Below are 20521 nucleotides of genomic sequence, written 5' to 3'. Positions count from 1 at the left end.
AATCCCACAGGAATAATTGGCCCGAAACAAACGTAGGAGCGAGCGCAGCTCGCGATGCGCCGCGCGGGCGGCGCTCGATCTCACAGGCGATGAAGCCCTCAAAGAAAGCACACCCTCCAGGTCGTGCACCATACCGGTGCACCAATACCAAAATCCGCATCTAAAAAGTGCACATTCCAAGCCCAGCCCCCCGCAAAATGCCCGCAAACGCCCCCTTTTATCCCGCGCTCGCCATTTTCGGGCACTGGCATGCAATTTGCTCCCTTGTGAGGCAGGTAAGCTTGGCCGACTATCCGCGCCCGGCAACACCCTTTTTCCAGGGCAGCGGCCCACCGCGCTCTAGACCATCCGGAGGACAACATGTCGAAGTCGGTTCAACTCATCAAAGATCATGACGTCAAGTGGATTGATCTGCGTTTCACGGACACCAAAGGTACTCAGCACCACGTGACCATGCCGGCGCGCGATGCGCTGGACGAAGACTTCTTCGAAGTCGGCAAGATGTTCGACGGTTCCTCCATCGCTGGCTGGAAAGGCATCGAAGCTTCCGACATGATCCTGATGCCGGTTGACGAAACCGCCGTGCTGGACCCGTTCACCGAAGAACCAACCCTGATCATCACCTGCGACATCGTCGACCCGTCGAGCATGCAGGGCTACGACCGCGACCCACGTGCCATCGCCAAGCGTGCCGAAGAGTACCTGAAGAGCACCGGCATCGGTGACACTGTCTTCGCCGGCCCGGAGCCAGAGTTCTTCATCTTCGACGAAGTCAAGTTCCAGTCGGACATCTCCGGCTCGATGTTCAAGATCTTCTCCGAGCAAGGCTCGTGGATGACCGGCGCTGACGTGGAAGGCGGCAACAAAGGCCACCGCCCAGGCGTGAAAGGCGGCTATTTCCCAGTTCCGCCGTTCGACCACGACCACGAAATCCGTACTGCCATGTGCAACGCACTGGAAGAAATGGGCCAGACCGTCGAAGTTCACCACCACGAAGTGGCAACTGCCGGCCAGAACGAAATCGGTGTCAAGTTCAACACCCTGGTGAAGAAGGCTGACGAAGTCCAGGCGCTGAAGTACGTTGTGCACAACGTTGCCGACGCCTACGGCCGTACCGCTACCTTCATGCCGAAGCCACTGTACGGCGACAACGGTTCGGGCATGCACGTGCACATGTCGATCTGGAAAGACGGCAAGAACACCTTCTCCGGCGAAGGCTATGCCGGCCTGTCCGACACCGCCCTGTACTTCATCGGCGGTATCATCAAGCACGGTAAGGCCCTGAACGGCTTCACCAACCCATCGACCAACTCGTACAAGCGTCTGGTTCCAGGTTTCGAAGCCCCGGTGATGCTGGCCTACTCGGCGCGCAACCGTTCCGCTTCGATCCGTATTCCTTACGTTGGCAGCCCTAAAGCCCGCCGTATCGAAGCCCGCTTCCCGGACCCATCGGCCAACCCGTACCTGGCCTTCGCAGCGCTGCTGATGGCTGGCCTGGACGGTATCCAGAACAAGATCCACCCAGGCGACGCGGCCGACAAGAACCTGTACGACCTGCCGCCAGAAGAAGCCAAGAACATCCCGCAAGTGTGCGGCAGCCTGAAAGAAGCTCTGGAAGAGCTGGATAAAGGCCGTGCGTTCCTGACCAAGGGCGGCGTGTTCTCCGACGACTTCATCGACGCCTTCATCGAGCTCAAGAGCGAAGAAGAAATCAAGGTCCGCACCTTCGTGCACCCGCTGGAGTACGAGCTGTACTACAGCTGCTGATCTGATCGGCGCCCGGCGCCGGTGAGCTGATCAAACGGCCTCCCTCGGGAGGCCGTTTTCGTTTCTGCCGTCACTATTTTCGGAAGCGTCCTACCCCCGAGGATCAGCCAACACCGCCACACTCGGGCCTTCACCCTATGCTCTGGAGGTCTGTCATGCGTCATTTCCCCTTCGCCGCAGTGGCTGTATTGGCCCTGACCGGTTGCACTGCAGAAGCCCCGCCGGATACGGCGCTGTCCGCGCTGCTCGACAACATCGAACGTCGCCTGGCCCTGGCTGAAGCCGTGGCGCTGCACAAGTGGGACACTGGCCAGCCCGTGCAGGCAACGCTGCGCGAGCAACAAGTGCTGGCGAATGTCCGTGCTGCCGCACCTGGCCACGGCCTGGCACCCCAACGCGCCGAGGCGTTTTTCGCCGACCAGATGGAAGCCAACAAGTTGCTGCAATACACCCTGCTGTCCGACTGGCACCGCGAGGGCGCGGCGCCGCACACGCAACGCCGCGACTTGCAGACAGACATCCGCCCGCAACTGGATGACCTGCAGGGCACACTCCTGCAAAAGCTGGCAGCCTTCGACCGTGAGCCCGCGGCAGGCTGCAGCACACGGCTGGCCAAGGAACTGGCCGGCCGGTCCGCGCCCCAGCCACTGCACCAGGCCTTGGTTCGCGCCACCGGTCAATTGTGCGATAAATCCTGAAAGCTCTATGCTCCTTATTGGTGCATTCTTGCGAGCGACGCCCTTGAATGCACCCCAAAAAAGGTCACAAGAAACGTTAAACCAGAACATTCTGGTGCGAATCTGCGCGATTTCGGGTGCTGATCGGACAATTCCGCTTCTTTTCGGAGCTTTGGTTTGTTTCTTGCATTTTATGCACTGAAACTGGAATCAGCGGATTCACTGCGCCCCGGGTTCTGGCTGCACCCTGCCAGACAAGCGCCAAAAGAGGTCAACGACGCCTTATGACCATCAGCGATGCACAGCACCGTCTGCTTCTGGACAACCTGACCACCGCCACGCTATTGCTCAACGGTGAGCTGCGCCTGGAATACATGAACCCAGCTGCAGAAATGTTACTGGCGGTCAGTGGCCAGCGCAGTCACGGGCAGTTCATCAGCGAACTGTTCACTGAATCGACCGAGGCGCTCAGTTCGTTGCGCCAGGCGGTCGAGCAGGCGCACCCGTTTACCAAACGCGAAGCACAACTGACGTCCCTGACCGGGCAGACGATCACGGTCGACTACGCGGTAACGCCAATCCTGCACCAGGGCCAGACCCTGCTGCTGCTGGAGGTGCACCCGCGCGACCGGCTGCTGCGCATCACCAAGGAAGAGGCGCAACTGAGCAAACAGGAAACCACAAAGATGCTGGTGCGGGGCCTGGCTCACGAAATCAAGAACCCCCTCGGGGGCATCCGCGGCGCCGCCCAGCTGCTGGCCCGCGAGCTGCCCGAGGACGGCCTGCGCGACTACACCAATGTGATCATCGAGGAGGCCGACCGCCTGCGCAACCTGGTCGACCGCATGCTGGGCTCGAACAAGCTGCCCTCGCTGGCCATGACCAACATCCATGAAGTACTGGAGCGGGTCTGCAGCCTGGTCGAAGCCGAAAGCCAGGGCTGCATCACATTGGTGCGCGACTACGACCCAAGCCTGCCGGATGTCCTGATCGACCGCGAACAGATGATCCAGGCCGTGCTCAATATCGTGCGCAACGCCATGCAGGCGATCAGTTCGCAGAACGAACTGCGCCTGGGCCGCATCACCTTACGCAGCCGCGCCTTGCGCCAGTTCACCATCGGCCACGTGCGCCATCGCCTGGTGGCCCGGGTGGAGATCATCGACAACGGCCCGGGCATCCCGCTGGAACTGCAAGACACCCTCTTCTATCCCATGGTCAGCGGTCGCCCGGACGGTACCGGGCTCGGCCTGGCCATTACCCAGAACATCATCAGCCAGCACCAGGGCCTGATCGAGTGCGAAAGCCACGCTGGCCATACCGCCTTCTCGATCTACCTGCCTCTGGAACAAGGAGCCACCGCCTCATGAGCCGAAGTGAAACCGTATGGATCGTCGACGATGATCGCTCCATCCGCTGGGTCCTGGAAAAAGCCCTGCAACAGGAAGGCATGACCACCCAGAGCTTCGATAGCGCAGACGGTGTCATGGGCCGCCTGGCCCGCCAGCAGCCGGACGTGATCATTTCCGACATCCGCATGCCGGGGGCCAGCGGCCTCGACCTGCTGGCGCAGATTCGCGAGCAGCACCCACGCCTGCCGGTCATCATCATGACCGCCCATTCCGACCTGGACAGCGCCGTGGCATCGTACCAAGGCGGTGCTTTCGAGTACCTGCCCAAGCCTTTCGATGTGGACGAGGCGGTTTCGCTGGTCAAGCGGGCCAACCAGCACGCCCAGGAGCAGCAAGGGCTGGACGTGCCACAGAGCCTGGCACGCACCCCGGAGATCATCGGTGAAGCCCCGGCGATGCAGGAAGTGTTCCGCGCCATTGGCCGCCTCAGCCACTCCAACATCACCGTGCTGATCAATGGCGAGTCCGGTACCGGCAAAGAACTGGTAGCCCACGCCCTGCACCGCCACAGCCCGCGCGCAGCGGCACCGTTCATTGCCCTGAACATGGCCGCCATCCCCAAGGACCTGATGGAGTCCGAGCTGTTCGGCCACGAAAAAGGCGCTTTCACTGGCGCCGCCAACCTGCGCCGGGGCCGCTTCGAGCAGGCCGATGGCGGCACCCTGTTCCTCGACGAGATCGGCGACATGCCCGCCGAAACCCAGACTCGCCTGCTGCGGGTGCTGGCAGATGGCGAGTTCTACCGGGTCGGCGGCCACGTGCCGGTCAAGGTAGACGTGCGTATCATCGCCGCTACTCACCAGAACCTCGAGTCACTGGTGCAGGCTGGCAAGTTCCGCGAAGACTTGTTCCACCGCCTGAACGTGATTCGCATCCATATCCCGAGGTTGGCTGACCGGCGCGAAGACATCCCCGCACTCGCCCGCCATTTCCTTGCCCGTGCCGCTCAAGAGCTGGCGGTCGAGCCGAAGGTTCTCAAGCCGGAAACCGAGGAGTTTATCCGCAACCTGCCATGGCCGGGCAACGTGCGGCAGATGGAGAACACCTGCCGCTGGATCACCGTCATGGCCTCCAGCCGCGAGGTACTGATTGGTGACTTGCCGCCGGAGTTGCTGAACCTGCCCCAGGACGCTGCCCCCGTGACCAACTGGGAGCAGGCGCTGCGCCAGTGGGCTGACCAGGCACTGGCGCGTGGGCAATCCAACCTGCTGGACAGCGCGGTGCCAAGCTTTGAGCGGATCATGATCGAGACCGCCCTCAAGCACACCGCCGGCCGGCGCCGCGATGCGGCGCTGTTGCTGGGCTGGGGCCGCAACACCCTGACCCGCAAGATCAAGGAACTGGGGATGAATGTGGCGGGTGGCGATGACGAGGAAGGTGACGAGCACTGAGCGCTAGGTTAACCCTCGAGATCTTTGGGGCTGCTGCGCAGCCCTTTCGCGACACAAGGCCGCTCCTACACGATTAATCTCTGCCTCCGGGCTGATGCGTTACCTGTAGGAGCGGGTTCACCCGCGAAAGGGCCAGGCCTGCGGGCCAGTTTCTGCCAGGCATTGTGCATTGCCGGTACCACCGTATTCGCGGGTGAACCCGCTCCTACATCGATTGATGATGCCGGCCCGGCTCCGCAGGACTGCCGGCCACCCCCGCCCATTGTAAGCGGCCTTGTGCCGCGACAGGGCCGCAAAGCGGCCCCAGCTGTTTCAGCCTTCCGATGCACCGTTCCTGTGCCCGCTGCACCTCGCCAAGGCACAAACCCCCTCAAAAACCGGCCGAATCCCCCTCAAAGCCCAGTATTTCCGGGTTTTGCAAAATTGGCACGCCCCCTGCAATAGCTAATACATACCCAGTTTCGGGGGCCCTGGTACAGGCAGGCCGGGTGAACCCCTCTTTTATTAGCAACACCGCCGTTTTTGGGGACCTCGGTACAGGCAGGCCGGGCCATCCCCCCTTTACACGCAGTACGCCGTAGCCCTTTTGGGGACCCTGGTACAGGCAGGCCGGGATATCCCCTCTTTTATTCCTGCAGGCTCACCTGCAGCCGCCAGCGCCCAGCGTCTTCTGCACCGGCCCATTGGCCGTGCAGGGGGCGCGCGGCCACCACCGTCAGCAACAACCCTTCCTGGCTGTTCTGCAGCCGCCAGCTTACCGGTTTGCCGTTCAGGCTCAATTGGCCCTGCCGGGCCGTGCCCTGGGCCTGGAACAGCACAGCCACCGTGCCTTGGACGTTCTCGGCATGCAGCTTGGGTTCTTCGTTGAACCACAGCGCCAGCCCATTCGACAACACCTCTACCTGCTGCAACTGGCGCTCTACAGGGGCGGTCAGGCGGCCGATCATCAGCCCCACCATTACCCCGACGATCGCCAGCGACAGCAGCATGCGCGGCAACGCCTTCGAACGCACATCCGGTTCGGGGGTAGAATGCCCGTCATCCTCTTGCTTGGAGCCGTGCATGTTTCACGTCATCCTTTTTCAACCAGAAATTCCGCCGAATACCGGCAATATCATTCGCCTGTGCGCCAACAGCGGCTGCCACCTGCACCTGATCGAACCCATCAGCTTCGAACTGGATGACAAGCGCCTGCGCCGCGCGGGGCTGGATTACCACGAGTATGCCACGCTCAAGCGCCACCAGAGCCTGGCCGAATGCCTGGAAAGCCTGGGCAACCCACGGCTGTTCGCCTTTACCACCAAAGGCTCGCACTCGTTCCACGAGGTCGCGTACCAGCCGGGTGACGCGTTCCTGTTCGGGCCGGAGAGCCGCGGGCTGCCGGTAGAAGTCCTCGACAGCCTGCCCGCCGAGCAACGCCTGCGCCTGCCCATGCGCCCAGGCTGCCGCAGCCTGAACCTGTCCAACACGGTGGCGGTGACGGTGTATGAGGCCTGGCGGCAGAACGGGTTTGCCGGGAGCTGATGTGTAAGCCTGCACTGGCCCTATCGCCGGCAAGCCGGCTCCCACAGGGACCACGTGCGGCTTCCCACACAGCCAACAAAAAAGCGCCCCTAGAGGCGCTTTTCCGATACCGGCAGCAGTTACTGAACGGTTGGCGCTTCGCCGGCTTCCTGCATACGCTGCATTTCTTGCGCGTACAGGGCGTCGAAGTTGACCGGCGACAGCATCAGCGCCGGGAACGAACCACGGGTTACCAGGCTGTCCAGGGTCTCGCGGGCATACGGGAACAGGATGTTCGGGCAGAACGCACCCAGCGTGTGGCTCATCGAAGCAGCATCGAGGTTGGCGATGAGGAAGATACCCGCCTGCTGCACCTCAGCGATGAACGCGACTTCGTCGCCGTTCTTCACGGTGACCGACAGGGTCAGCACCACCTCATGGAAGTCGCCTTCCAGGGCCTTTTGCTTGGTGTTCAGGTCCAGGGCAACGCTCGGCTCCCAGGTCTGACGGAAGATCTGCGGGCTTTTCGGGGCCTCGAACGACAGGTCGCGCACATAGATGCGCTGCAGGGAGAACTGAGGGCTGTTGTCTTCAGCAGCAGCGCCGTTGGTCTGTTGGTCAGTCATGGCAGATCCTTATCCTAATGTTTTCGAATGCAGTGCAAATCAGGCCGCCAGCAACGCGTCGAGCTTGCCGGCGCGTTCCAGGGCATAGAGGTCATCGCATCCACCGACATGGGTACTGCCGATCCAGATCTGCGGCACCGACGTGCGGCCGGCTTTCTGGGCCATCTCGGCGCGCAGTTGCGGTTTGCCGTCGACCTTGATTTCCTCGAATGCCACGCCCTTGCTCTCGAGCAGGTACTTGGCACGCATGCAGTAGGGGCAGTAGTCGCTGGAATAAACGATGACGGGCTTCATATCACTTCACCAGGGGCAGGTTATCGGCTTTCCAGCTGGAAACGCCACCGCTCAGTTTGGCGGCGTTGTAACCGGCCTTGAGCAGATCGCGGCAAATGCTGCCGGACTGCTGGCCCATCGCGTCGACGACGATCAGGGTCTTCTCTTTGTGCTTGTCCAGCTCGGCCATGCGGTTGGCCAGCTTGTCCTGCGGAATGTTCACCGCACCCACGATGTGACCGGCGGAATACTCCTTGGCCGGGCGGATATCGATCACCAGCGCCTTGTCGGCATTGACCAGGGCAGTCAGCTGACCGTTGCTCAGGCTCTGCCCGCCACGGCGGATTTCATTGATGAGCAGCAGGGCCAGCAGAATGAAGAAGATCGCAACCAGGATGTAGTGATCTGTCGCGAATTGAATCAGGTGAGCAACCATCAGCGGTGTTCCAGGCGATTGAAAATGCCGGCCAGTATACACAGCCCCTTGGTACCACCAAAGCCCGACGGGCCGGCCACCAGACCAGCTTCATGTTGCCATCGCACGCGCGCCGGTCGGGGGATGGGACGATTATTCGCCGCACGTGGCGTATTTGCCCTAAAATGCGTTTCTTTATCATCTTTGAACAACCGTGAGTTTGATTGATGACGAGTACGCCCAAACCCCTGGTCCTGATCATCCTGGATGGCTTCGGCCACAGCGAAAGCCCTGAATACAACGCCATCTATGCCGCTAACACGCCGGTCTACGACCGCCTGCGCGCCAGCCAGCCGCATGGCCTCATTTCCGGCTCGGGCATGGATGTCGGCCTGCCGGACGGGCAGATGGGCAACTCCGAAGTCGGTCACATGAACCTGGGCGCGGGCCGCGTCGTCTATCAGGACTTCACCCGGGTGACCAAGGCCATCCGCGACGGTGAGTTCTTCCACAACCCGGTGCTCACCGGTGCGGTGGACAAGGCTGCCGGTGCCGGCAAGGCCGTGCACATCCTTGGCCTGCTGTCCGATGGTGGCGTGCACAGCCACCAGGACCACATCGTTGCCATGGCCGAACTGGCCGCGCAGCGCGGCGCGGAAAAAATCTATCTGCACGCCTTCCTCGATGGCCGTGACACCCCGCCACGTAGCGCGCAGTCGTCCATCGAGCTGCTCGACGCCACCTTCGCCAAGCTGGGCAAGGGCCGCATCGCCAGCCTCATCGGCCGCTACTACGCCATGGACCGCGACAACCGCTGGGACCGCGTCAGCGCCGCTTATAACCTGATCGTCGACAGCAGCGCCGAATACACCGCTGACACCGCCGTGGCAGGCCTGCAAGCGGCCTACGCCCGTGACGAGAGCGACGAGTTCGTCAAGGCCACGCGCATTGGCGCAGCAGTCAAGGTCGAAGACGGCGATGCCGTGATCTTCATGAACTTCCGCGCCGACCGCGCTCGCGAGTTGTCGCGCGCCTTCGTCGAGCCGGATTTCACCGAATTCGCCCGTGCACGCCTGCCAAAAATGGCGGCCTACATCGGCCTGACCCAGTATTCGGCGAAAATCCCGGCACCCGCTGCCTTTGCCCCGTCCAGCCTGAACAATGTACTGGGCGAGTACCTGGCAAAGCACGGCAAGACCCAACTGCGTATCGCCGAAACCGAAAAATACGCCCACGTCACCTTCTTCTTCTCGGGTGGCCGCGAAGAGCCATTCGAAGGCGAAGAGCGCATCCTGATCCCATCGCCGAAGGTCGCCACCTACGACCTGCAGCCGGAAATGAGCGCACCGCAAGTGACCGACCGCATTGTCGAAGCCATCGAGCAACAGCGCTTCGACGTGATCGTGGTCAACTACGCCAACGGTGACATGGTCGGCCACACCGGCGTGTTCGAAGCGGCAGTCAAGGCTGTCGAAGCGCTGGATAAATGCGTTGGCCGCATTGTCGAGGCGCTGGACAAGGTCGGTGGCGAAGCGCTGATCACCGCCGACCACGGGAACGTCGAGCAGATGGAAGACGAGTCCACCGGCCAGGCCCACACCGCACACACCACCGAGCCGGTGCCGTTCATCTATGTCGGCAAGCGCAACGTGAAAGTGCGTGATGGCGGCGTGCTGGCCGATGTTGCGCCGACCATGTTGAAGCTGCTGGGGCTGGAAAAGCCTGCCGAAATGACCGGCACTTCGATTCTGGTAGACGCCTGAATCTGCGTATTGGGGCCGCTATGCGGCCCATCGCGACGCAAGGCCGCTCCTACAGGGCCCCGATAACACCTGAATTCCAGACAAACGCCTCGCGACACTGGCAGCGAGGCGTTTTTTTTGCCCGCCCAGGCGGGCATACTAGGCCAGTCTCCATCCTTGGTACGCCAAACCCCATGCTTCGCGCCCTGATCCTCCTAGCCTTGTCATGCCTGCTCAGCCCGGCCTTCGCCGATGAGCGCGCACAGACCCAGCAGCAACTGGACGCCACCCGCCAGGACATTGCCGAGCTCAAGAAAACACTGGGCAAGCTCCAGGAAGAAAAAGCCGGTGTGCAAAAGGACCTGAAAGCCACCGAGACCGACATCGGCAACCTCGAAAAGCAGGTGGAGGCACTGCAGCAAGCACTAAAAAAGACCGAGGGCGAGCTGGAGCGCCTTGAAACCGAGAAAAAAAAACTCCAGACCGCCCGCGTTGAACAGCAACGGCTGATCGCCATTCAAGCCCGCTCGGCCTACCAGAACAACGGTCGCGAGGAATACCTCAAGCTGCTGCTCAACCAGCAGAACCCAGAGAAATTCGCCCGCACCCTGACCTACTACGACTACATGAGCAAGGCGCGCCTGGAGCAGCTGCGCACCTTCAACGAAACCCTCCGCCAGCTGGCCAGTGTCGAGCAGCAGATGTCCGCCCAGCAGCAACAGTTGCTGGCCCAGCGCGCCGACCTCGACAGCCGCCGCCAGGCCCTGGAGAGCGAACGCGGCAAGCGCCAGCAGGTATTGGCCAAGCTCAACAGCGACATGAAAGACCGTGACCAGAAGCTCCAGGCCCGCCAGCAGGACCAGGCCGACCTGGCCAAAGTCCTCAAGACCATCGAGGAAACCCTGGCACGCCAGGCCCGCGAGGCTGAAGAGGCACGCAAGAAAGCCTTGCTGGCGCAGCAGGAAGCGGAAAAACGCCGGCAGCAAGAGGCCCTGGCCGCCGCTGCGCGCAACCAGGCGCGCGAGCCTGAAGCGCCGGCAGAGCCGCCGAAAAAGGCCCGTACCACCCTCGGGCCGATGGTTTCCAGCGACGGTGCCAACTACGGCGGTGCATTTTCTGCAGCACGGGGCAAACTTCCTTGGCCAGTCAATGGTCGATTGCTGGCACGCTTCGGCGATGCACGCGGCAACGATGCCCGGGCCAAATGGGACGGCGTGATGATCAGCGCCAACCCCGGCACACAAGTGCGCGCCGTGCACGGCGGGCGTGTGGTGTTCGCCGACTGGTTGCGCGGCGCCGGGCTTCTGGTCATTCTCGATCATGGCAACGGTTACCTGAGCCTGTACGGCCATAACCAGAGCCTGCTGAAAAGCGCCGGTGACATCGTCAAGGCCGGTGAAGCCATATCCACCGTCGGCGACAGCGGTGGCCAGGACGCGGCAGGCTTGTACTTCGCCATCCGCCAGCAGGGCCGGCCTACCGACCCTTCGCAGTGGTGCCGGGGTTAGTCAACTTTCTACGGCGCGGCCCAAACGCTGCACCGATGCTCCGCAGGGAGCGCTTACAGGATCAGGAGTCCGTTCGACATGCTGCACTCGCCTCGTCTCACCCAGTTGGCCCTGTCCATCGCCCTGGCGGTCGGCGCGCCCCTGGCCACTGCCGCGGAGCCGGCCAAGGCGGCAGCTGTGCCGGCCACCGAGGTCACTGCCAAGGCGCCACTGCCACTGGAAGAGCTGCGCACCTTCGCCGAAGTCATGGACCGCATCAAGGCGGCCTATGTCGAGCCGGTAGATGACAAGACCCTGCTGGAGAATGCCATCAAGGGCATGCTCAGCAACCTCGACCCACACTCGGCCTACCTGGGCCCCGAGGACTTCCAGGAACTGCAGGAAAGCACCAGCGGCGAGTTCGGCGGGCTGGGTATCGAAGTGGGCCAGGAAGACGGCTTCATCAAGGTGGTCTCGCCGATCGATGACACCCCGGCCTCGCGTGCAGGCGTCCAGGCCGGCGACCTGATCGTCAAGATCAACGGCGCCCCGACCCGCGGCCAGACCATGACCGAAGCGGTGGACAAGATGCGCGGCAAGGTCGGCGACAAAATTACCCTGACCCTGGTCCGCGACGGCGGTAACCCCTTCGACGTGACCCTGGCCCGCGCGGTGATCCAGGTCAAGAGCGTGAAGAGCCAGCTGCTGGAAAACGACTACGGCTATATCCGCATCACCCAGTTCCAGGTCAAGACCGGCGACGAGGTGGGCAAAGCCCTGGCCAAGCTGCGCAAGGACAACGGCAAGAAACTGCGCGGTGTGGTGCTCGACCTGCGCAACAACCCGGGTGGCGTGCTGCAATCGGCCGTGGAAGTGGCCGACCACTTCCTCACCAAGGGCCTGATCGTCTACACCAAGGGCCGCATCGCCAATTCCGAACTGCGCTTCTCGGCCGACCCGGCCGACGCCAGCGAAGGGGTGCCACTGGTGGTGCTGATCAACGGCGGCAGCGCCTCGGCTTCGGAAATTGTAGCGGGCGCACTGCAAGACCAGAAGCGTGCCGTGCTGATGGGCACCGACAGCTTCGGCAAAGGCTCGGTACAAACCGTGCTGCCATTGGCCAATGACCGCGCCCTGAAGCTGACCACCGCACTGTACTTCACCCCCAATGGCCGTTCGATTCAGGCCCAGGGTATCGTCCCCGACATCGAAGTACGTCAGGCCAAGCTCACTGCCGAGGTCGACACCGACAACTTCAAGGAAGCCGACCTGCAGGGCCACCTGGGCAACGGTAACGGCGGCGCCGACCGCCCGACCGGCAGCAGCAAGCGCAAGGAGCGCCCACAGGACGACGACTTCCAACTGAGCCAGGCACTGAGCCTGCTCAAAGGCCTCAACATCACCTCGGGCAAATGATCCAGCCCGTGCGGTACCTGCTGTGCCTGGTGTTCTGCCTGTTGGCCGGGGTCGCGCAAGCGGCGCCGGCCGGCAAGGCCTACATGAGCATCATCATCGACGACCTTGGCCAGAGCCCCGAGCGGGACAGCCGCACCTTGGCCCTACCCGGCCCGGTGACCATGGCCATCATGCCCGACACCCCGCATGCAACCGACTTCGCCCGCCAAGCGCACAAGGCTGGCAAAACGGTGATCCTGCACATGCCAATGGACCCGGCCACCGGGCCCTATGCCTGGCACCCCGGCATCGCCGGCGAAGAGCTGGCCCGGCGCCTGGACAGCGCGCTGCTCAAGGTGCCTTACGCGGCCGGCATCAACAACCATATGGGCAGCCGCATGACGGCCCAGCGCGAACCCATGGCCTGGCTGATGGGCGAATTGCAGCGCCGCCACCTGTTCTTCGTCGACAGCCGCACCAGTGCCGCCACCGTCGCGGCTGCAGAAGCACAGGCGCAAGGCCTGGCGCATGTCTCGCGGGATGTGTTTCTCGATGACGTGCGCACCACCCAAGCCATTGCCGGGCAGTTGCAACAAGGCGTGGCCCTGGCGCACAAGCAAGGCTCGGCAGTGCTGATCGGCCACCCTTACCCGCAAACGCTGGAGGTGCTGGCCCGCGAACTGCCCCGCCTGAAAAGCCAGGGCATCACGCTGCTGGGTTTGCCACAGATGATTGCCGAGCGGAGCAACCAGGCCATGCCGGCACATGGCCGGCAGGGCCGCTACAGCAACCGATAAACCTGGGTTCGGCCAGAAGCAAGCCGCCCCGAACCTACTGTGCTGTTGGATGATCGAAAGGAATGATCCCCGTGGCTTGCTGTAGTGTCAGCTTGCCGCGGTAAAGCTGCTGCCCTGTATCCCTGGCAACCTGGCTGCTCAGGTAACGCTGGGCCCACACCTTCAGGTGCCCCGAAGTAAAATCCCGGGCGTAGGCAGCCTGCGACCGCAAATGGAAATGCACAGCCCAGAGTTTACGGTTGTTTGACAAGAGCTGGACCAGGTACTCATCGAAAGCGCTACCGTCCGCCATGACATGCCGCTTGAGGTATACGACCTTGATCGCCTTCAAATCGTAAAGAAAGCGCAGGGCTTCGGCAGTGGGGCGGCTGGTGTGGGTGTACAGGGTGGTAAGTTGCTCCTCCTTCTCTGCACGCAGCGCATCCACTTCCTGTTCCAAGGTCCTGATCAGCGCATCGTCGCCACCGGCATCGCGCACTACGCTCACTGCCTCGGTCAGTTTGTTCAGCTGAAGATCGTATATCCTGGCCACCAGCGACCCGCTGATATCGATCTCGACATAGGCCTTGGCTGAGGCTCGATGGTCATTGCTCTTATTCAGTAGAGACTGCACCCAACTAGCGAGATCGGCTAGGGGGGCTTCGTCGGGTAACGATGGCTGCTGGACCTCGCGCCACTCGCCATCTACTTGTTCAAAGGTGGCCAATACCTTATCGCTGATCTTCTCACGCACCTCGAGCAAGGATTGCCCTTCGATAAGGTTGCCGATCATCAGTTGGCCCTGGGCGTTACGCACCAACCGCTGCGGCACGCGGGACGCCGGATAAGGCCTACGCCCGGCCGGCAGAAGGGGATGATCCTGCTCATCATACGCTATGCCCAGACGTATGTTCACATCGAGCTTGAGTTTGCTGATGTGCTCCCGATAGCGCTTGATCATGGCCGGTTCGATCAACGCCCCACCCTCTCGGCAAACGCGATCGCTGTTGACCAGTGCAGCACTGTATTCGTCCCAGGCTTCGTGGAGGATGACGATCCGGTCCTGCGCCGGCAGGTTGGAGAAGGCCAGCTCGCCGTGGGCTTCGGCCGCGTTGCGCAGGCTTGAGCTGGCCAGGGCAGCTTTGTAGCCTGCAAGTACGTCTGGCCGGTCGCTTTCCAGGTGCAGCGCCAGCTCGGCCAGATTCACCACCTGGTGTAAACGCAGTTGAACTGTACTGACGCGGCGCTTGGCAATTATGTCTGCGACGGTGCCTTTGGCGTTGCCCCCCCCAATCCTTTACCTCGAAATCTTCCGGCGTTTCGGTCAACAATTGATCCAGCTGCTCACTCCCGACCAACATGCGATCCTGCACGTCGATCACGACTTGCTGTTTGACGCGCAACTTCTCATACAAATCCGCGAATTCACGGACTGACCGCCCACCCAGCGCGTCTTGCATCTCCACAAGTTCGGGGTAATTCGCAAGGCTCCAGAGCTCGGTGAAAATAATCTCGGCATCGTTGATAGCGCTGTTGCGAACAACTTTATCGTGCTCGGCAAGCACCCCGTCCCAGCCCCCCTTTTCCCGCTCACGGGCAAATTTGTCTTCTCGCATGGTCGCGTGCAGCGCCAGTATTTCAATATCGGCGCCGACCGCAGCTTCCAGCTCCTTCAGCATCAGGTTCATCTGTGTGAAGTGGTCCTGCTCGAACGTAATCTTGCGCTCATCGTAAAGCGCGAGCGTTGTGCGCAACTGCGACTTCCCCGCCTCGTCTTCGGCGGGCAACGCGGCCAGCCTTTCGGATGCGTTGGCCCGAAGTTCCCTGAGTTTCAGCAGTTTTTCGCGCAATTCGTCCACAGCCTTGGCAAAAGGCCCGGCTTGCTTTCTGGCCTCCCGGGCGCGACTGTCAAGGCCCTCTATCTTTTGGTGCATGTCGCGAAACCGATCCCTCAGCCACTTTTGTGTACGCTCTCGCCCCATGCCACCCCGCAGACCAAGCGCCGTGTCCACACGCCACGCGCCGTCGACGAAACGCAGCCAGGGCCCCGCGGCTCCGCCACCATCGACCACCCGTACACCCTCTGGCAACCGCTCCACGCGGTACGTATCACTGGCCAGGGCTACATAATGATCACCGTCGATCAGGTACAAGCCCGTCGCCGCGTCGTGGTTCAAGGGCTGCACGCCCGCAAGCGAGAGCGGTGCACGCATGGCCCTGAGTGCTTCGCGCTGTTCGCGCGGCAACCAGTTGAAGCCACTCTGACCTCGCCATGAAAAATCGAGCCAGCGGCTCGGCAGCGCTTGGCCAGGCGCAGGCGTTTTCTCGATAGGCGCAATTGCAATTTCGGCAAATGCGCCGCGCTGTGCCTCAGGCCCCTCGACCTCCGCCGCACCGGGCAATGCATAGGAGGGAAAGGCTTTGGCGGGTTGCCTGGCATGCAGCAACACCATGCCCAGGTTCAATATCAGGTCAACCGTTGCCGCCGACCGATCGAACTCATTGCCACGCTCCAAGGCCTCAATGTCTTGCTGCAACGCGTTCAGCAATTGCACCAACCAGGCCACCGAGGCCACAGGCCCCCGAAGCGCCATGGTCACGACATCGAACAGCAGCCATGCCCCCTCGCACAATGTCTGCCAGCGGCTCTCGGCGTTGGACACAGACTGTTCATCAGCGAGCGTCAGCAGCAGGTCCCGATTGGCTGTATAAAGTTTCTCGTCAATGTTGCTAAGCCAGAGTTCGATCGCCAGCCTGGCAGGTTCCGGACGCTCAGGCAGCGCATAGGGGTCGATGCCGATGACACTGATGTGCGGTTCGCGGAAACCACCATGGTCGTAGACAGGCCTGGCGCTGGGCTGCATCCAGTCAAGAATACTCTCCTGCAAAATCTCCGATTCACGCACGTGTTCGAGCAAAGCCGAGAGGCTGGCATATTCACGCAGCGTGTCTTTGGCGAACAAGGGCCGGTACAGCAACACCAGCGAGGGTTCCGCGCAAAACAGAATGTACATGCAGCGTACCGGGTCCGTGACCCTGGACGCTGCGCTACGCCTGAACGCCAGCGGAAACAGGGTCATGCGCGGCGCGGCGGGGTCGACGTGCCCCGCACAATAGTCGACCACGCATTGCAGGCCTGGCTCTTTGATCTTGCCGTCCATCTTGGCAGTGAGTGCAGCGGCCAGCAGTGCTGCACGCCATTCCCGCCCCAGGCGCGTGACCCGGTCCGCGCGCTTGGCCGGATCGTCCAGTTGCGCCGCGACATAGGCAGGATAATGGCTACCGATATCCACTTTGGTCACGAGGGCTCTGGCGGCGTCGGCATCGAGCCATGCCGGTGCCTCGCCCCCGCCACGCAGGTAAATGCGCTCGATTGCCGCCCCCTTGAGCGACGCGAGGTTGCCAATGGCAAATTCGGTGAGCGTCTTGCTCCCGGCGAAGGCCAATGGCTCGCCGCCGCCGGTGCCTGTGCCCGCCCCACCAGGGATCCCACGGGCCAGGTAAAGGTCAAATACAAGATCGTCCGGCGAGCTGTCTGCCCCGTGATCCTCGCGGATCTGCCTGGTCAGCCGTTGACGGGCGTAATCGGTCAGCGACTGAACGCCATCCAGTGCTGAGACCCCACCCGAGTCGAGCTGGTAAAGCGCGAGCTGCAGCAAGGCAGCGCTGCAGGCAAAACTGTCCTGCGCACTGGCCATCAACCCAGGGGGAGGTTGCACTGCCGGGGTTTCATCCGGGTACCCCACGAACCACGAAGAAGGGTCGCCAAGCTGGTCAAAACGCTGCTCAAGGGCCGGAACATCCTGGATATCGGCATAACGCGCAAGCTCGACCCTGGCGAGCACCGTATCGAGCAGCAGCGAGACCTGCTGGGCAAACACATTGCCGGTGGCGGGATAGCGTTGCCAACTCATCCGTTCGAAGGCGTAGCGTTGCGCCAGTTCGTCACGCAAGGCCAGGCCAAACGCGTGCAACGACTCGAAACTGCGTACTATCCCCGAAGGTGCGCACCACAGGATGACCTTACGCTCATCCCACTCGGCGGCAATCAGCATCTGGCACTGCAGTTGATCGTATTGCATGGAGGCACTGGTCAGCCGGGTCTGCACGAAGTACACCGCGGGCTGTTCATCACCGCCGTGCAGCAGGCCGCGGATACAGGCCTGCTCCTGCGGGTCCAGTCCCTGCCAGGGCAAGCTGCGCAGTAGCGCGAGCTTGAGCAGCAACTGCAACCATTCGTCGCGACTCACTCCGGCGCTACCCTTGCCTCGCCAGAACTCGAGCTGGGCCTCGCAGAAGTGTCGTGGCAAGTCCTCAACCAGCTGGTTCAGGGCAGCTGACAAGTCAGGCAACTGCCGGGTGTCGAACTCGCTCGACGAGCCGGCAAAACGATGGCTGCCGGTGAGCCCGAGGTTGTAATGGCGCCCATCCGCCAGTGGCGCCAGGCTCAACGCCTGGGGGTCGAGCAAGGCTTCCAGAACCCGGTCCACAAAGGGTGTGGTGGTCCAATACGCGGTAGCGGGGTCTGGGCTGTCCAGCATCAGTGGGTCAGCATTTGTCAGGGCTGGCGTGGTGCTGGCCAACCATGGCAGGTGCGGCAGCAGCACGCGCAGTAGCTGCGCACTGGCGACCTGGCGCAGGGTCGGCCGGCCGTCGAACTGCCCGGCCACGGCCTGGCGGAAATCGAAGGGGGGTATCTTGTAACTCGTCATGCTGGGTGCCTCCGCTGAAAAAAACGCAGGCTGCGGTATTCAGGTGCGATACCCGCGCTACATATTGCTCAAAAAAAAGGCCTTGCACGGTGGGCAAGGCCTTTTCTTCATCGCAGCAGCGTCAGCTGTACACTCGCCCCAGCAACTGGCGATGGCTTTCGAACTGGTCCAGCACGTCACGCACGATCTGCTCGGGCGCAAAGCCCATCAGGTCGTACTCCTGGCTGCCGTCGTGCAGGTAAACTTCGGCACGGTAGAAGCGTTGACGGACTTCCGGCTCGCCTTCCACCGGCGCCTCGCTCGGTGCCGCCAGGTAGCCGTCCAGGCTCACTTCGTAGACGAACGGGTTACCCTCTTCCATCATCACCCGCAAGCCCATCATGTCGCGCGCCTGGCCAACACGGGACTCCACGTCGAAGCCCAGGGTCTGCAACTGGGCAGCAGCCTCCTTGAGGGCCGGGCTGACCTGCTTGTCCATGAAGCGCTGCACCACGGCCTGGGTCGGCTGCAGCTCCAGCTGGGTCAGCCGCTCACTGAACCCACGTCGGCCACGGGCAGCCAGTTCGGCGCGCTCCTGCTCTACCGCCACGTCCTGTTTCATGGCCTTGTACAGGCCGAACATGAACAGCACCAGCACCACCGAGAACGGCAAGCCCGCCAGCACGACCATGGTTTGCATGGCCTCGAAATTACCGGCGAACAGCAAACCGATGGTCACCAGGGTGATCACCACCGACCAGAACACCACCATCCAGTGCGGGGCATCCTCGTCGACCTTGCCGCCTTTGCAGGACAGGTTGGCCATCATCACCGCACCGGAATCGGCCGGGGTCAGGAACAGCACGAAGCCGACGAACACCGCCACACCAATCACGAGCTTGGCTGCCGGGAAGTATTCCAGCAGTTGGTAGATCGACATCGAAGGTTGTTCCAGCGCAGTCTTGCCCAGCTCGACCGCGCCTTGGTTGATCACCAGGTCCAGCGCCGTGTTACCGAAAATCGACAACCAGGCCAAGGTGAAGCCCAGCGGGATCAGCAGCACACCCATGACCAGCTGGCGCACGGTGCGGCCTTTGGAAATACGGGCGATGAACATGCCTACGAACGGGCCCCAGGAGATCCACCAGGCCCAGTAGAACACGGTCCACAGGCCCAACCAGCGTTCGGACTTGCCAGCCTCGCCCTCATACACGTACAGGTCGAAGGTTTTCAGCACGATACCGTTGAGGTAATCGCCTACGTTCTGCACGAAGCCGTTCAGCAGGTGCAGGGTTTCGCCGCCCAGCAGGACGAAGATCAGCAAGCCGCTGAACAGCATGATGTTCAGGTTGGACAGGCGGCGAATGCCGTTTTCCACACCCGAAACCGCCGCCACGGTAGCCACGCCAGCCATCACCAGGATCACCACCAGCAGGTTGGTCTTGCTGTGGTCCATGCCGAACAGGTACTCCAGCCCGGACGATACCTGCATGGCACCGATGCCCAGGTTGGTGACCAGGCCCAACAGGGTGACGAACATGCCGAAGATGTCCACGGCATTGCCGGCGGCACCCTTGACCCAACGTTCGCCGACCAGGGGGTACAACGCCGAGCGCAGCGCCAGCGGCTGGTTATGCCGGTAGGCGAAGTAGCCCACGGCCAGGCCGACCAGCGCATAGATCGCCCAGCCATGCAGGCCCCAGTGCAGGAAGGTCAGCTGCAGGCCCTGGCGCGCGGCTTCGAGGCTTGCCGGGGTGCCCTCCGGTGGGTTGAAGTAGTGGTCCAGGGGCTCGGAGGCGCCAAAGTACAGCAGCGAAATACCGATGCCCGAGGAGAACAGCATGCCGGCCCAGGCGCCATAGCTGAAGTCGGGCTGGTCGTCCTTGCCGCCGAGCTTGAGGCTGCCGTAATCGGAGAAGGCCAGGTAGACGACGAACAGCAGGTAACCGCAGATCACCAGCATGTAGTACCAGCCAAAGGTGCGCGTCAGCCACTTCTGGGCCACGCCCAGCACCTGGCCGGCAGTTTCGGGTACAGCGATCAGCAAGGCAGTCAGAACAAGGATCATCAGCGCCGAGGTGAAGAACACCACGCGGTTGACCCGTACCCTCTCGGCGGGGGGCTTGGTAAGTGAGGCAGAACTCATTGCACGAATGCTCCGGGCAGTGCGGCTGTGGAGGCTAATCATTCTTTCCCGAGCAATTGGTGGAATATCCCCACTGCATCAGGTGTTATAAAAGCACCCTGGAAACCGTGATCCCGAATCGATACGTTGCAAAAAACAGACAGGTGGTCTGCTGCAAATGCCACGCTTTACCCGCTGGGTGCGCGCATTCGTCACAGATCACCCCGCCCGCTCCAAGGGC

16 protein-coding genes and 1 pseudogene are annotated in these 20521 nt (G+C 62.2%); 9 read left to right on the top strand and 8 right to left on the bottom strand.

Annotated features, from left to right (window positions below):
• Window positions 1-360 precede the first annotated feature (360 nt).
• The 4 genes from glnA (at window position 361) to ntrC (ending at window position 5247) form a co-directional block, all read left to right on the top strand.
• The gene (glnA, locus tag EGJ22_RS04960) at window positions 361-1767 is read left to right on the top strand and encodes a type I glutamate--ammonia ligase (RefSeq protein WP_009685006.1); all 1407 of its coding nucleotides are present in this window, start codon (window positions 361-363) and stop codon (window positions 1765-1767) included.
• 155 nt (window positions 1768-1922) lie between these two features.
• A complete protein-coding gene (locus tag EGJ22_RS04955) occupies window positions 1923-2465 on the top strand; it encodes a chorismate mutase (protein ID WP_029887412.1) in 543 nt (180 codons plus the stop codon).
• Window positions 2466-2728: 263 nt separating this feature from the next.
• Window positions 2729-3814, top strand: coding sequence for a nitrogen regulation protein NR(II) (glnL, locus tag EGJ22_RS04950; protein ID WP_009685004.1), 1086 nt, complete (start codon window positions 2729-2731; stop codon window positions 3812-3814).
• Entirely contained in the window at window positions 3811-5247 is a 1437-nt protein-coding gene (ntrC, locus tag EGJ22_RS04945) for a nitrogen regulation protein NR(I) (protein WP_009685003.1), read from the top strand. The genes glnL and ntrC overlap by 4 nt, the downstream gene beginning before the upstream one ends.
• 626 nt (window positions 5248-5873) lie before the next feature.
• Here ntrC and EGJ22_RS04940 read toward each other — a convergent pair.
• Entirely contained in the window at window positions 5874-6311 is a 438-nt protein-coding gene (locus EGJ22_RS04940; RefSeq protein ID WP_009685002.1) for a hypothetical protein, read from the bottom strand.
• Here EGJ22_RS04940 and trmL point away from each other — a divergent pair.
• Window positions 6310-6771, top strand: a complete 462-nt coding sequence (gene trmL, locus EGJ22_RS04935) for a tRNA (uridine(34)/cytosine(34)/5-carboxymethylaminomethyluridine(34)-2'-O)-methyltransferase TrmL (RefSeq protein ID WP_029886543.1) — start codon at window positions 6310-6312, stop codon at window positions 6769-6771. The genes EGJ22_RS04940 and trmL overlap by 2 nt on opposite strands.
• A 119-nt stretch (window positions 6772-6890) precedes the next feature.
• Here trmL and secB read toward each other — a convergent pair whose 3' ends face one another.
• Genes secB through EGJ22_RS04920 form a run of 3 tightly spaced genes read right to left on the bottom strand, consistent with a single transcriptional unit; the run spans window position 6891 to window position 8085 of the window.
• Window positions 6891-7376 (bottom strand): protein-export chaperone SecB, encoded by a 486-nt coding sequence (gene secB, locus EGJ22_RS04930; RefSeq protein ID WP_009685000.1) that lies wholly within the window; start codon window positions 7374-7376, stop codon window positions 6891-6893.
• Window positions 7377-7415: 39 nt separating this feature from the next.
• Window positions 7416-7670 carry a glutaredoxin 3 gene (grxC, locus tag EGJ22_RS04925; protein WP_029886544.1) on the bottom strand — a complete coding sequence of 85 codons (255 nt, stop codon included), beginning with the start codon at window positions 7668-7670 and terminating at the stop codon, window positions 7416-7418.
• A gap of 1 nt (window position 7671) precedes the next feature.
• Complete coding sequence (locus tag EGJ22_RS04920; protein WP_009684998.1) at window positions 7672-8085, bottom strand: rhodanese-like domain-containing protein; 414 nt, start codon at window positions 8083-8085, stop codon at window positions 7672-7674.
• A gap of 206 nt (window positions 8086-8291) precedes the next feature.
• Between EGJ22_RS04920 and gpmI the strand changes: the two genes are divergently transcribed.
• The 4 genes from gpmI (at window position 8292) to EGJ22_RS04900 (ending at window position 13485) form a co-directional block, all read left to right on the top strand.
• Window positions 8292-9827 carry a 2,3-bisphosphoglycerate-independent phosphoglycerate mutase gene (gene gpmI / locus EGJ22_RS04915; protein ID WP_029886545.1) on the top strand — a complete coding sequence of 512 codons (1536 nt, stop codon included), beginning with the start codon at window positions 8292-8294 and terminating at the stop codon, window positions 9825-9827.
• A 173-nt stretch (window positions 9828-10000) separates the two neighbouring features.
• Window positions 10001-11314: a murein hydrolase activator EnvC gene (locus tag EGJ22_RS04910; protein ID WP_029886546.1), complete on the top strand. Its 1314-nt coding sequence runs from the start codon at window positions 10001-10003 to the stop codon at window positions 11312-11314.
• 78 nt (window positions 11315-11392) lie between these two features.
• Window positions 11393-12709 carry a S41 family peptidase gene (locus EGJ22_RS04905; RefSeq protein ID WP_009684994.1) on the top strand — a complete coding sequence of 439 codons (1317 nt, stop codon included), beginning with the start codon at window positions 11393-11395 and terminating at the stop codon, window positions 12707-12709.
• A gap of 8 nt (window positions 12710-12717) precedes the next feature.
• Window positions 12718-13485 (top strand): divergent polysaccharide deacetylase family protein, encoded by a 768-nt coding sequence (locus tag EGJ22_RS04900; RefSeq protein ID WP_029886547.1) that lies wholly within the window; start codon window positions 12718-12720, stop codon window positions 13483-13485.
• 34 nt (window positions 13486-13519) lie between these two features.
• On the opposite strand, the gene EGJ22_RS26380 is transcribed toward EGJ22_RS04900, so the two are convergent.
• The 4 genes and pseudogenes from EGJ22_RS26380 to EGJ22_RS04890 form a co-directional block, all read right to left on the bottom strand.
• The gene (locus EGJ22_RS26380) at window positions 13520-14425 is read right to left on the bottom strand and encodes a hypothetical protein (RefSeq protein ID WP_223809611.1); all 906 of its coding nucleotides are present in this window, start codon (window positions 14423-14425) and stop codon (window positions 13520-13522) included.
• Window positions 14352-18176 carry a dermonecrotic toxin domain-containing protein gene (locus EGJ22_RS04895; RefSeq protein ID WP_230584477.1) on the bottom strand — a complete coding sequence of 1275 codons (3825 nt, stop codon included), beginning with the start codon at window positions 18174-18176 and terminating at the stop codon, window positions 14352-14354. Before EGJ22_RS04895 ends, EGJ22_RS26380 begins: the two co-directional genes overlap by 74 nt.
• Window positions 18177-18297: 121 nt before the next feature.
• Entirely contained in the window at window positions 18298-18654 is a 357-nt protein-coding gene (locus EGJ22_RS26865; protein ID WP_370593771.1) for a hypothetical protein, read from the bottom strand.
• Window positions 18655-18706: 52 nt separating this feature from the next.
• Window positions 18707-20244: pseudogene (locus tag EGJ22_RS04890) on the bottom strand (BCCT family transporter).
• Window positions 20245-20521 lie beyond the last annotated feature (277 nt).

Origin of the sequence: Pseudomonas sp. p99-361 (genome assembly GCF_003935475.1) — a bacterium.
In the GTDB taxonomy this organism is placed as follows: Bacteria; Pseudomonadota; Gammaproteobacteria; order Pseudomonadales; family Pseudomonadaceae; genus Aquipseudomonas; species Aquipseudomonas juntendi.
The sequence above is the reverse complement of the archived record's forward strand: the minus strand, read 5'-3'. Positions and strand labels throughout refer to the sequence as shown.

Bases quoted from the DNA above. Each gene is read 5' to 3' on its own strand.
- glnA (WP_009685006.1), top strand. From the start codon at position 361: ATGTCGAAGTCGGTTCAACTCATCAAAGATCATGACGTCAAGTGGATT.
- EGJ22_RS04955 (WP_029887412.1), top strand. From the start codon at position 1,923: ATGCGTCATTTCCCCTTCGCCGCAGTGGCTGTATTGGCCCTGACCGGT.
- glnL (WP_009685004.1), top strand. From the start codon at position 2,729: ATGACCATCAGCGATGCACAGCACCGTCTGCTTCTGGACAACCTGACC.
- ntrC (WP_009685003.1), top strand. From the start codon at position 3,811: ATGAGCCGAAGTGAAACCGTATGGATCGTCGACGATGATCGCTCCATC.
- trmL (WP_029886543.1), top strand. From the start codon at position 6,310: ATGTTTCACGTCATCCTTTTTCAACCAGAAATTCCGCCGAATACCGGC.
- EGJ22_RS04940 (WP_009685002.1), bottom strand. From the start codon at position 6,311: ATGCACGGCTCCAAGCAAGAGGATGACGGGCATTCTACCCCCGAACCG.
- secB (WP_009685000.1), bottom strand. From the start codon at position 7,376: ATGACTGACCAACAGACCAACGGCGCTGCTGCTGAAGACAACAGCCCT.
- grxC (WP_029886544.1), bottom strand. From the start codon at position 7,670: ATGAAGCCCGTCATCGTTTATTCCAGCGACTACTGCCCCTACTGCATG.
- EGJ22_RS04920 (WP_009684998.1), bottom strand. From the start codon at position 8,085: ATGGTTGCTCACCTGATTCAATTCGCGACAGATCACTACATCCTGGTT.
- gpmI (WP_029886545.1), top strand. From the start codon at position 8,292: ATGACGAGTACGCCCAAACCCCTGGTCCTGATCATCCTGGATGGCTTC.
- EGJ22_RS04910 (WP_029886546.1), top strand. From the start codon at position 10,001: ATGCTTCGCGCCCTGATCCTCCTAGCCTTGTCATGCCTGCTCAGCCCG.
- EGJ22_RS04905 (WP_009684994.1), top strand. From the start codon at position 11,393: ATGCTGCACTCGCCTCGTCTCACCCAGTTGGCCCTGTCCATCGCCCTG.
- EGJ22_RS26380 (WP_223809611.1), bottom strand. From the start codon at position 14,425: ATGATCAAGCGCTATCGGGAGCACATCAGCAAACTCAAGCTCGATGTG.
- EGJ22_RS04895 (WP_230584477.1), bottom strand. From the start codon at position 18,176: ATGACGAGTTACAAGATACCCCCCTTCGATTTCCGCCAGGCCGTGGCC.
- EGJ22_RS26865 (WP_370593771.1), bottom strand. From the start codon at position 18,654: ATGGACAAGCAGGTCAGCCCGGCCCTCAAGGAGGCTGCTGCCCAGTTG.